General features: G+C 34.5%; 10 protein-coding genes. 4 read left to right on the forward strand and 6 right to left on the reverse strand.

The window, feature by feature from the left end; all coding sequences use genetic code 11:
• The first annotated feature begins 8 nt into the window (after positions 1 to 8).
• The gene (fucO, locus tag H3T80_RS11420; RefSeq protein WP_198201769.1) at positions 9 to 1,160 is read left to right on the forward strand and encodes a lactaldehyde reductase; all 1,152 of its coding nucleotides are present in this window, start codon (positions 9 to 11) and stop codon (positions 1,158 to 1,160) included.
• A gap of 86 nt (positions 1,161 to 1,246) precedes the next feature.
• Here the strand turns inward: fucO and metA are convergent, their stop codons facing one another.
• From metA to rne, 6 genes are all read right to left on the reverse strand, one after another.
• A complete protein-coding gene (metA, locus tag H3T80_RS11425; protein ID WP_198201770.1) occupies positions 1,247 to 2,179 on the reverse strand; it encodes a homoserine O-succinyltransferase in 933 nt (310 codons plus the stop codon).
• A gap of 188 nt (positions 2,180 to 2,367) precedes the next feature.
• Complete coding sequence (locus tag H3T80_RS11430; protein WP_086365112.1) at positions 2,368 to 3,180, reverse strand: ATP-binding cassette domain-containing protein; 813 nt, start codon at positions 3,178 to 3,180, stop codon at positions 2,368 to 2,370.
• A gap of 21 nt (positions 3,181 to 3,201) precedes the next feature.
• Positions 3,202 to 4,191 (reverse strand): putrescine export ABC transporter ATP-binding protein SapD, encoded by a 990-nt coding sequence (sapD, locus tag H3T80_RS11435; protein ID WP_086362748.1) that lies wholly within the window; start codon positions 4,189 to 4,191, stop codon positions 3,202 to 3,204.
• A 2-nt stretch (positions 4,192 to 4,193) separates the two neighbouring features.
• Complete coding sequence (locus H3T80_RS11440) at positions 4,194 to 5,054, reverse strand: ABC transporter permease subunit (RefSeq protein ID WP_198201771.1); 861 nt, start codon at positions 5,052 to 5,054, stop codon at positions 4,194 to 4,196.
• Positions 5,047 to 5,976, reverse strand: a complete 930-nt coding sequence (locus H3T80_RS11445; protein ID WP_198201772.1) for an ABC transporter permease subunit — start codon at positions 5,974 to 5,976, stop codon at positions 5,047 to 5,049. The genes H3T80_RS11440 and H3T80_RS11445 overlap by 8 nt, the downstream gene beginning before the upstream one ends.
• 69 nt (positions 5,977 to 6,045) lie before the next feature.
• Positions 6,046 to 8,730, reverse strand: coding sequence for a ribonuclease E (gene rne / locus H3T80_RS11450; protein WP_198201773.1), 2,685 nt, complete (start codon positions 8,728 to 8,730; stop codon positions 6,046 to 6,048).
• Positions 8,731 to 9,473: 743 nt separating this feature from the next.
• Between rne and syd the strand changes: the two genes are divergently transcribed.
• From syd to folK, 3 genes are all read left to right on the forward strand, one after another.
• The gene (syd, locus tag H3T80_RS11455; protein ID WP_198201774.1) at positions 9,474 to 10,007 is read left to right on the forward strand and encodes a SecY-interacting protein; all 534 of its coding nucleotides are present in this window, start codon (positions 9,474 to 9,476) and stop codon (positions 10,005 to 10,007) included.
• Between the two features lie 129 nt (positions 10,008 to 10,136).
• Positions 10,137 to 11,312, forward strand: coding sequence for an amino acid aminotransferase (locus H3T80_RS11460; protein ID WP_198201775.1), 1,176 nt, complete (start codon positions 10,137 to 10,139; stop codon positions 11,310 to 11,312).
• A gap of 259 nt (positions 11,313 to 11,571) precedes the next feature.
• On the forward strand, positions 11,572 to 12,057 hold the full coding sequence (gene folK, locus H3T80_RS11465; RefSeq protein ID WP_198201776.1) for a 2-amino-4-hydroxy-6-hydroxymethyldihydropteridine diphosphokinase: 486 nt from the start codon (positions 11,572 to 11,574) through the stop codon (positions 12,055 to 12,057).
• The last annotated feature ends 136 nt before the right edge of the window (positions 12,058 to 12,193 follow it).

Raw genomic sequence — 12,193 nt, forward strand, 5'->3', positions numbered from 1 at the left:
GGTTAAAAATGAGTCATAGAATGATTTTGAATCAAACCGCATATTTTGGGGTGAATTCGATTCATAATATTATCGATGAAGTAAAAAAACGCGGCTATCAAAAAGCTTTAGTTGTTACTGATAAAGAACTGATTAAATTTAAAGTTGCAACTAAGGTTACTGAGTTACTTGATTCGGCAGAATTAGATTATCAAATATTTGATGAAGTTATGCCTAATCCAACAATTAGTATAGTAAAACAAGGAATAGAGATATTTAAGCAATCAAATGCAGATTATTTAATAGCGATTGGTGGTGGTTCACCGCAAGATACCGCTAAAGCGATTGGAATTGTAATAAATAATCCTGAATTTTCTGATATTCGTAGTTTAGAAGGTTTAGCGGAAACCAAAAAACCGTCTATCCCAATCATTGCTATTCCAACAACATCGGGAACAGCAGCAGAAGTGACTATCAATTATGTTATTACCGATGAAGAAAATAAGAGAAAATTTGTCTGTGTAGATCCTCACGATATACCTGTTTTGACTTTAGTTGATCCTAATATGATGATTAGTATGCCAGCCAGTTTAAAAGCAGCAACGGGGATTGATGCACTAACTCATGCAATAGAAGGCTATATCACAAAAGGTGCATGGGAGATGAGTGATATGTTTCATTTGAAAGCAATTGAAATTATCTCTCGTTCACTACGCGATTCGGTGAATGGTGATCTCAATGGCGTTGAACAAATGGCTTTAGGTCAATATATTGCTGGAATGGGATTCTCAAATGTTGGTCTCGGCTTAGTTCATGGTATGGCACATCCATTAGGTGCTTTTTATAATGTTCCTCATGGTGTTGCGAATGCAATATTACTTCCTCATATCATGCAATATAATGCACCGTACACAGGTGAAAAATATCGTCATATAGCCAAAGCAATGGGGATAAAAAATACTGAAGATATGACAATTGAAGATGCTCGAAATGCAGCCGTGAATGCCGTTTTCCAATTAAATAATGATGTCAAAATTCCAACAAACTTACATATGGTTGGCGTGAAGAAGGAAGACATAAAAGCATTAGCCGAAGCAGCGTATGCTGATGTATGTACACAAGGAAATCCAAGAGAAACAAATATATCAGATATTGAAAAACTATATCATTCAGTTTTTTAATTTTAGTAACTTAACATAATTAACAATATTTAATAATTATCAAATAGATGGAGTTATTCATTTAATAAATCCATCTATCATTAAAGTTAATCATCAATTGTCAAATTACGAGTCGTTAAATCAAATGGCGTTAATTGATAAACGTAATAGTTGAGCCAATTACTAAATAGTAAATAAGCATGACTTCGCCATGTTGCTTTTGGCGTTAAATTAGGATTATTTTCTGGGAAGTAATTAAAAGGTATTTTAGGGTTTATACCTGCTTTCAAGTCACGATAATACTCATTAGCCAAAGTAAATGAATCATATTCTGGATGCCCAGTAACAAACGCCATTCGTTTATCGGCGGTTGCCATTAAGTATGGGCCAGTTATATCTGACTCAGCTAAAATATTTAAATCGGTATAGTTTTTAATTTTATCCATTGGAAAATCAGCATTACGAGAATGTGGTGCTAAAAATGTATCATCAAAACCACGGGTTAAAATAGCATTTGGTTGCAAGATTTGGTGTTGATAAACACCGGATAACTTTTGTGAACGGGTGAATTTAGGTAAATCATATAAGACATTTAATGCCGCTTGCACCGCCCAACAAACAAACATAGTTGAAGTTACATGATCTTTCGCCCAAGTAATAATTTCAGCTAACTTAGGCCAATACACAACATCTGAAAAAGCGACTTTACCTAATGGTGCGCCAGTAATAATAAGTCCATCAAAATTCTGTTCACGAATATCATCAAAATCACAATAAAAGCTATTCAAATGTTCTATTGGCGTATTTTTAGATTCACGCTGATCTATTCTTAATAACTGAATATTCACCTGTAAAGATGAGTTAGAAAGTAACCGCAAAAATTGATTTTCAGTCTCTATTTTTTTCGGCATCAAATTTAAAAAAAGAAGCTTAAGTGGACGAATTTCTTGAGTATTAGCACGCGTTGAAGTCATCACAAATACATTTTCATTACGAAGAACATCAACTGCCGGTAATGAATCAGGAATACATATAGGCATAACAAAAGCTCCTAACAATAATAAATTATCTTCTATAACACTGAAAAACGGACGTCTAGAAATCTATATAGCTAAATATAGAGCGTTTTAAAAAATTTGTCGAGTATTTATTGGAAAATAAATAGAATATTTTAAACAAAATCAGAATAATAACTGCATTATTTGGTTAATGCTGCTGCAAAATAAAACTAAAAAGCTCGAGTATCTGTCCGCCAAGTATCGGCTGTTAGTGCTTCACCAAAATAACTATTGATAAGCTTTTGAGTAATGTCACTTAATGGCGAAGCTAAAACTTCGGCTGTATTACCATATTCGACCACTTCACCATTATGCATAACGATAATTTGGTCACTAATATGTTTCATCATACCGATATCTTGTGTGACATAAACATAAGATATCTGTTGCTCTTCTTGTAATGACAACATTAAATTAACAATTTGTGAACGCATTGAAATATCTAATGCAGCTAAAGCTTCATCAAGAATTATCACTTTAGGCTTTAAAATTAGTGCTCTAGCTAAAGCGACTCGTTGTTTTTGCCCTGCTGCCATCACTGACGGATAATAAGAGGCATGTTCCGGTAATAAACCAACTTGCTTTAAAACATCATTGATTAATTTTTCCCGTTCATGACTGCTATAATTGGCATTGCGTTTAAGTGGAATTTCAAGCAATTGGCCAATACGAAGCCGTGGATCAAATGAACTTTCAACATGTTGAAATATCATTCGAATCAGTTGCGAACGATGGCCAAAATCGCCATATTCTACTTTATTACCATCAATCCAAATATCGCCACTATCTGGTTTAATCATACCAACCAGCATTTTAGCTAATGTCGATTTTCCGGAACCATTTTGTCCAATTATGGCTAACGTTTTCCCTTCATTTAGCGAAAATGACAAAGGTTTAACAGCATCAATTTGTAAATGACCAAAGAGTCCTTTAGGGATTTTAAATCGCTTTGATAAATTTCGGACTTTTAATATTGGGTTCATTAACTATTCCTATATCTCAAACTACTCATCAGTATTTAATGGAAAATGACAGGCTACCGAATGATCTTTAATTGGGATAAGTTCTGGTGCTTGTATACATTTTTTTTGTGCATAAGGACAACGAGGCCCCAACCGACAACCAATGGGTAAATGTTCCAATGATGGAATAACACCAGGTAAGGTATTTAAAGGGCTTTTATGAGGCATCGCTTTACCAAAATCAGGGATAGCATAAATCAATGCCTGAGTATAAGGGTGATAAGGTGATTTAATCAAATCTTCACTATCAGCAACCTCAACAGTTTGTCCGCAATATAGGACATTGATACGATCAGTCCAGCGAGTAACCATTTGCAAATCATGGCTAATCAATAAAATAGTCGTCCCCATATTTTGATTCATACTTGCAAGCAAACGAAATATTTGCGCTTCGGTGGTCGCTTCCATGGCATTGGTTGGTTCATCGGCAATAAGTAATTTAGGTTGATTAGCTAATGCTATAGCGATCATCACTTTTTGACATTCGCCTTCCGTTAATTCAAATGGGTATGATTTAAGTATTTCTTTATGATCTTTAATCCCAACACGATGTAGTAACTCAATCGCGCGATTCTTACGCCAAAACAGTCGTTGCCACCAATGACCTTTAAATGTTCTTCGGGGAATGGCCTCAATTAATTGTTGGCCAATTTTCATAGACGGATCTAAACAAGATTGTGGCTCTTGGAATACCATGGATATATTATCACTAATCACTTTTCGCCGTTGTTTCGGTGTCAACTTCAATAAATCAACATCATTAAAATAGAAGCGATCAGCAGAAATCTTCCAATTATGATTAGTGACACCAAGTATCGCTTTAGCAATTAGACTTTTACCTGAACCTGATTCACCAACTAGACCTCGAATTTCACCTTCTGATAGTTTTAAATTGACGCGATCAATCGCCCGTAACAGGCCATCAGGAGTAATAAATTCAATAGTTAAATTACGAATGTCTAATAGTGCCATGATTAATGCCCTACTCGCTGACCATATAACCCAAAATTGAATAAATAAACCAAAATAATCGTAACAGAGACGGCAATTCCTGGAGCTAAAAAGGCCAATAAATTAACATCCATTATGTCTTTCATTTTAAACATCATCATGCCTAAATCAGGTCGAGAAAAATCATTCGCAAAGCCTAAAAATGTAATGGTTGTGATAGCTAAAATAACCGAACCAAATAATGACACTATCTCGGTCAAATAAACCGGTAAGATATTAGGTACAATATAATGGTTTAAAATAGAAAATGAAGATAAACCATCAAGTCGATAAGCGGTGATGTAAGTTTTATTCCATTCTTTGATAACACGTTGATGGATATTATAAATAAATCTTGGCGCATAAGATAAACCAATGATCACTAAGATATTGGTAATATCATCTTCTAATAGCAAACTAATTACAATCACACCCAATAATGGTGGTACAACCATAAAGAATCTAAAGATAAATAAGATAAACGGTCGAATAAATGCGACAAAAAACATCAAATAATTAATCACACCACCAATGATAATGACATAAAAAACCGCTTTTAATGTCATTGAAATAGTTGACCGATAGCCGATCAATAAATAATCGAAAATATCTTGTCCTTGAGCCGTTGTTCCTAATATATGATTGATATCACCAGTTGGCCACCAAGCAGGAGGCAAAGAAGCGACATATACTGGATTTAAATGAGCATGAAAAAACCATTTAGTTGATAATGCAATAAAAGCTATGCCCAAAATCCCATAAAAACTGACAATTAAGTACAAATTACTATGCAGTTTATGCAAGCATATTTTCATGTTCTTGGCTAACTGGTTCATCCTAGACATAATGTTCCTTATGACGTAATGGATAAATAGCAATAGCAGTTATCTCACCTAATAAAGTTAATAAGCTAATTACTGTTCCACAAGCAAGGATTGCTATCGAAATAATAAAATAATTATGATTACGATAAGCCAACATAACCCATTGGCCAAGACCAACACGGTTAAACAAGATTTCAATCACCATCGTTGAAAATAATAGAGTCGTTGTATTATATGTCAATTGTGGGATTGTCGCCGGAATCGAATTTGGTAATAAGTGTCGACGTAAAATCTTAAATGGTGAGCGCTCGCGTATAATTGCCATTTTAATATAGTTTTGCCTTGAAGTGTTTTTAACATTTTCACTGACTAATTGAATAGTCACAATGCTTGGCTGAATCGCTAAAATGATTGTTGGCAAAAGTAAATAATGCAGTTGTTCCCAAAGTGCCGGTAATTTGTCTGCTCGCGATGAAAGAATAATATCTAATAAAGAACTCCCCGTTACTGATATTGATATATCGAAGTTCATTGACATTGGCAATGTTGATGAAAGATAAAACATCACTAATGTTGCTAACATAACAATCGGACAAGAATAAAAGATTAAACAACCTAATCGAATTGTGGTATTTAGCCAATTTATATTACTTAAACCAAGAAAAATCCCTAACGGAATACCAATAAATAACGCAACAAGTAACGCTAAAATACAAAGCTCAAATGTCGTTAATAACGTATCGAAAAAAGGAACGGTTTCACCAGACATTAACCTAAATTGACCTTGCAATAGTTGCTTAAAAAAAGCGCTATAGGCATCAATAAAAGTTAAATCACTAAAAATAGATTGAGGAACAAAATAAACCAGACAAAAGCTGATCTGGGCAAGCACGCAGATAATAAATAAAAACGTTACTATTTTTTTTAAAATATAGATAATCATTGTTTATCTTTATCGCTTTTATGAGTTAAGAATAACGGTGACATTTGTCACCGTTATTTATCTATACAACTACTCAGGTATAACCGGTTTACTTGCAGCTGCATAAGCGTGATCTTGTGCACTTAAGCCACCCGCATTACCTTTACCTTCATAATGATAATCCAACTCTTCTCGAGTTTTTATCCCACTATTAGATTCTACATAATCTGGAGCAGGAGCCTTTGTCATCACTGATGAAGAATAACCAGCAGTCGTTTCTGTTGCCGGCATGGTGACAACTTCATCTGTCTGCGGTTTATTTTCTTGAACATCAATATCAGCTTGAGAGCTCGTTGCTGCTTTTGGTTGTGGTTGTGGTTTTGGGTCACTAACAACCGCTTTTTCAGCACTATTGGTATTCACCTCATCTTTAATTACGATTGGTAATAAAAGTGAAGGAATGACTGGTACGACGTTATTTGGTTGTTCACTATTCACTTGACTATAATCAACCGCTACCCGACCTAATGCTAGCTCTAAAGACGCAGCAGCAAATGACAACGGCACTGGCGACTGTTTTAGTTCAGTATTTTTACCACGACGTTTGGTACGCGGTGTATTCATACGCAAATGTCGAGATGTGCGTCGTTGACGTTTTGGTTGTGATTCGCCAACAGTTTTATTTTCACCTGTTTCTGGAACAATAATTGGTAACAATAAAGAAGGGATCACAATACGCTCTTGTTCGTTCTGAACTGGCGCATCACTATTTTTAACCCGAACACTCTTAGTTAAGTTTCGTGGTTGTCTGCGTGGCTTAGCTTCTTTTTGTTTTGGTTGTGCAGTCTCATTAACTACTTTATCTGCCTTGATATTATTCGCTGTATTGGTGTTGCCATTGTTATTTTGTTTGCTACGACGATTGTTACGTGTCGGCTCTTTAACTTCTTCAGTAGTTGTATTATTTGCTGCAGCTGCCGCATTATTGTTACGATTATTACGTTGACGTCGATTATTTGAACGTTGATTGTCTCGTCGTCTATTTTGCTGAGGCTTAACTTCAGGTTTTGGAGCCTCTTTTTCAGTAACAAATAGTTGGCGAATCTTTTTAAACAATCCACCGAATAAACCAGTTGATGTTTCAACTTTTTTCGGCTCAACTTTTGCTTTTGGCGCTTTGCTTGCTTCTACTTTAGGGCCAGATAATACTGCTTCTTCTACCACCAATTCAGTAACTTGATCTTCTTCCTCTTCTTCAAGCTCACGAATCAATTTAGGTAAATTGTAGCTTAATACATCGGTCTCCTCACCACGACGTTTACGAATGACTTTATAAAGAGGTGTTTCCATCTCTTCATCACCAGCAATAACAATTTTAACATCTGGATGCATTCTTTCGATATTGGTAATGGCTCGACGTTTTTCATTAAGCAAATAACTTGCAATTGGCACTGGCACAATCACGTCAATCTGCACGGTATTATCTTTCATCGCTTCTTCTTGAATTAAGCGAAGAATTGACAGTGATAATGAGTTATTATCACGAACTGTACCTGTCCCTTGACAACGAGGACAAATATGGTGAGTAGCTTCACGCAACGAAGGGCTTAAACGTTGACGAGACATCTCAAGTAGACCAAAACGAGAAATCCGTGTGGTTTGAATTCTTGCTCGGTCAGTTTTCATCGCTTCTTTCAAGCGATTTTCAACTTCACGCTGATTACGGATTGGCGTCATATCGATAAAATCGATAACAATTAAACCACCTAAATCACGTAAGCGTAATTGGCGAGCAATCTCTTCCGCTGCTTCAAGGTTAGTATTAAATGCTGTCTCTTCAATATCGCTACCACGGATAGATTTCGCTGAGTTGATATCAATAGCTGTTAATGCTTCGGTCGCATCAATAACAATAGAGCCACCAGATGGTAATCGAACTTCACGTTGGAATGCTGATTCAATCTGCCCTTCAATTTGGAAATGGTTAAATAATGGTACATCACCCTCATAAAGTTTTAGGCGACTAACATACTCAACTCGGCCTAAATCAGCTAATCGTTTTTTAGCAATTTCAAGCACTTTTGGATTATCAATGAGAATATCACCGACATCATCACGCAAGTAATCACGGAATGCGCGAGTAATTATATCGCTTTCTTTATGGATTAAACTTGGCGCTGGATGATTTTTAGATTCATTTTGAATCGCAGTCCAATAGTTGACTAAAGCATTCAAATCCTGTTGCAACTCTTCCTGGCTTTTACCAACCCCTGCGGTTCTCGCAATAACACCCATACCTTTTGGTTTTTCTAGCGCATCAATAATACGCTTAAGGTCAGCACGTTCTTCACCTTCAATACGACGAGAAACGCCACCGGCTCTAGGATCATTTGGCATTAAAACTAAATAGCTACCGGCTAAACTAATATAAGTCGTTAAAGCGGCACCTTTTTTACCACGAATTTCTTTTTCTATTTGAATAAGAACTTCTTGGCCTTCTTGTAAATGTTTAATACTACGACGACCAGAAATATTGGAAGGGAAATAGCTTTCAGCAATCTCTTTTAGAGGTAAAAAACCATCTCGTTCACCACCGTAAGAGACAAATGCAGCTTCTAAACTAGGATTGATTTTAGTGATTTTGCCTTTATAAATATTGGCTTTTTTTTGTTCGTGACCAAGGCTTTCGATGTCTAAATCATACAAGCGTTGGCCATCAACAAGGGCAACACGCAGCTCTTCTTGCTGGGTTGCGTTGATTAGCATTCTTTTCATTATTCTACACTCTTCATTAATCTAAATTAACTGTAGGTAGAATTTTATTATTAACAATAAACGCTTATTTTTAACAATGATAAACAATAGTACTTACTTAAATATTTTTTATACCGTATTCATTATTTTATTTGTGTTATTTTTGTTATTATTTTATGTGAAATCAGTATAACTTATCCAACATCAATACACTTTTTAGAGGTAATATTACATTCAAAACACCTATGCACTTTTTGAACACCACTAAACATACAATTATTGATATTATTTCAATGATGAGTTTGCAAATTCTATTTTTTCTACAATTTAACAAACCACTAAATCTTTATATGATTGTTTAAAATAAACATATTAATTAATTATAATAATTCTACTTACGCTATTTTATTTTGACAAACTGTAATGTCTAACGCCATTGCTGCATTACATGGATAAAATATCCGTGTCTATTATTCACGTTTCAGCAACGGATAGCAAGTAAATTAAACTGACTATTTTATAAACAATTTAATACTGGTTTTGTACTGCCCTAAAATTAAACTGAAAACACAATAAAAAAAGGCTTTATCCATTAATTTTTCATCATTTAATTGGGAATAACTTTGGCAAATTTTCTATATCAATTTATAACACAATCCATGAATTTAAAAACTTAACTTTAACAATTGTGTATATGCCAATTTAGTCCGTATAATATTAAACAACTATCGATTATAAAATGAACTATGAGATAATATTTAGTTATGGAATCGCCAGAAAAAGTAGCATTGCTTGATTATACCCAGCGTTGGATCGCTCAATTTGAACATGCTCCACAAAGTGAAGAATTACATGGTTTACCCTCGCCTTGCATTATCAAAACTGAAAATCTAGTCGTTTATTGGCAACCTTTTTTACTTAATCCTCCAAGAGATTTAACCATAGCAGAACAAGTTATTAACATCAAAATCCACCCAAGTGCACATACATTTTACGGTACACAATATGCTGCAAATCTGACAGCAAAATTTGCTGACGTTAATTTAATTTTATTGCAAGCATGGAATGACGATGACTTTTCAAATTTAGAAAAAAATTTAATTGCTCACCTATCGCAACAAAAAAAATTAAAGCGAACGCCGACCATTTTTATCGCCTCAACCAATGAAGATACTGAAATCGTCGCATTAAATAATTTGACTGGTGAAGTAGTTAAAGAAGATTTAATAACTGGACAATTGACAACATTATCATCTGATTTAGCGTCATTTCTTGAAAAACTTATCGTTATAGCATAATAATTAGCTTTCGATAATCACTAAGCTGTGGTACAAATGAGGTTCAAGTGCATTGTGGTTTACAAATTGTAACTTGCCAAACAATATGTATATAATGCAATAAGTGTCACTAAAAGAAATAGGTAACTTATGTTTGAATATTTATTAGCAGCACCAGCAGATCCTATTTTAGGCTTAGCGGATCTCTACAACAAGGATGAACGTACCAACAAAATTAATTTAAGTGTTGGTGTTTATAAAGATGAAACCACCAAAACACCTATTTTAGAAAGTGTAAAAAAAGCTGAGCATCTATTGCTAGATGATGAAACCACAAAAAGCTATTTACCCATTGATGGTGTTAATTCATTTAATATTGCCACTCAAGTTTTACTGTTCGGTAGTGAAAATCAACGAGCGAGAACTGCGCAAGCCCCTGGCGGAACCGGTGCATTACGCATTATGGCAGATTTTTTATCTCGCCGTACGAAAATAAAACGAGTTTGGATAAGCAATCCATCGTGGCCTAATCATCGTAGCGTATTTCAAACTGCAGGATTAGAAGTTCGAGAATACCGTTATTATGATGCTCAAACTCGAAGCCTAGATTTTGATGGTTTAATGAGTGATTTGAATCAAGTTATTGCCGGTGAAGCAGTGCTATTTCATGGTTGCTGCCATAACCCTACCGGTATCGATCCGACTCCAGAACAATGGCAAACAATTTCAGAGTTAGCCTTAAAAAATGGTTGGTTACCACTATTTGACCTCGCTTATCAAGGGTTTGGTCAAGGTATAGACGAAGACGTATATGGACTTAGATTGTTTGCTAATAATCAACCTGAACTACTGATTGCTAGCTCTTACTCAAAAAATTTCGGTCTATATAATGAGCGTGTTGGTGCATTCACTTTAATTGCAGCTGATAGCGAAATTGCCGATCGGGCATTTAGTCAGGTCAAAACTATTATCAGAGCCAACTACTCTAATCCTCCAGCCCATGGTGCTAAGATTGTCTCTTATATATTAAACAATGCTGAATTAAAAGAAGAGTGGATTGATGAATTAACTGGCATGCGTCAACGTATTCATCGTATGCGCCAACTATTTGTGAAAACGCTACAAGACAAAGGCGCTAACCAAGATTTTAGTTTTATTGCCAAACAAAATGGTATGTTTTCATTTAGTGGTTTAACTGAAGAACAAGTACTTAAATTGCGTAATGATTATAGTATTTATATTGTTAATTCAGGACGAATCAATGTTGCCGGAATGACTATCGATAATATGTCTAGACTTTGTGAATCAATTGTCGAAGTTTTATAGTATAAACTAAAATAACGTATATTCTTCATAATTGGATGTGTTTAAGGTTAAATTGAACCAAATTCACATCCAGTTTTAGTGAAAATATTATAAAAAAAATAATAAATAGATAGTTATAAAACTCAAAAAAACTGCTCCTCAATTTTTTCAAAAATTTAATTGAAACATTATTCTATATTCTATTTCCTTTATTAGTTACTAACTTGTTTATATGCTAAAATATCACCATGTTTTAACATCACCTCAATTGAATCTAATTATGCCAATTTGTTATATTGCCTTAGGCAGTAATCTTAACGATCCATTAGAGCAAGCTAATCAAGCTATTGCGGCCTTAAAACAATTACCTGAAACAGTTGTTTCTGATATTTCGCCATTTTATCGTAGCAAACCATTGGGACCACAAGATCAAAATGATTATCTCAATGCAGTCATCAAATTAACCACGTCTCTGACACCAATAGCACTATTAGATCATTTACAAGCCATTGAAAAGTCACAAGGTAGAGTCCGTAAAGAAAATCGCTGGGGGGCAAGAACATTAGATTTAGATATATTGTTATATGATGACTTAGTTATAGATACAGAAAGGCTTACCATACCACACTATCATATGAAAAAAAGAGAATTTGTGCTTTATCCTTTATTTGATATTTCACCTGACCTAATATTACCTGATAACGATAACCTATTTAATTTATTAACAAAATGTCCCATGAATGGATTAAAAAAATGGCATGAATAATTAATCTTATTAATAACATATAGTTGTAAATTTTTATGGTCTAAATGCAAAAAAAATAATAAAAAAAATTTGCCAAAGGCTAAATTATTGCTATAGTTTACCGCTCGCAAATAATCTGTACTTAAGGGGGATTGCT

The sequence above is a fragment of the Gilliamella sp. W8145 genome (assembly GCF_016101145.1).
Classification (GTDB): domain Bacteria; phylum Pseudomonadota; class Gammaproteobacteria; order Enterobacterales; family Orbaceae; genus Gilliamella; species Gilliamella apis_A.

Coding starts and splice junctions, on each gene's coding strand:
- fucO (WP_198201769.1), top strand. CDS start 9: ATGAGTCATAGAATGATTTTGAATCAAACCGCATATTTTGGGGTGAAT.
- metA (WP_198201770.1), bottom strand. CDS start 2,179: ATGCCTATATGTATTCCTGATTCATTACCGGCAGTTGATGTTCTTCGT.
- H3T80_RS11430 (WP_086365112.1), bottom strand. CDS start 3,180: ATGAACCCAATATTAAAAGTCCGAAATTTATCAAAGCGATTTAAAATC.
- sapD (WP_086362748.1), bottom strand. CDS start 4,191: ATGGCACTATTAGACATTCGTAATTTAACTATTGAATTTATTACTCCT.
- H3T80_RS11440 (WP_198201771.1), bottom strand. CDS start 5,054: ATGTCTAGGATGAACCAGTTAGCCAAGAACATGAAAATATGCTTGCAT.
- H3T80_RS11445 (WP_198201772.1), bottom strand. CDS start 5,976: ATGATTATCTATATTTTAAAAAAAATAGTAACGTTTTTATTTATTATC.
- rne (WP_198201773.1), bottom strand. CDS start 8,730: ATGAAAAGAATGCTAATCAACGCAACCCAGCAAGAAGAGCTGCGTGTT.
- syd (WP_198201774.1), top strand. CDS start 9,474: ATGGAATCGCCAGAAAAAGTAGCATTGCTTGATTATACCCAGCGTTGG.
- H3T80_RS11460 (WP_198201775.1), top strand. CDS start 10,137: ATGTTTGAATATTTATTAGCAGCACCAGCAGATCCTATTTTAGGCTTA.
- folK (WP_198201776.1), top strand. CDS start 11,572: ATGCCAATTTGTTATATTGCCTTAGGCAGTAATCTTAACGATCCATTA.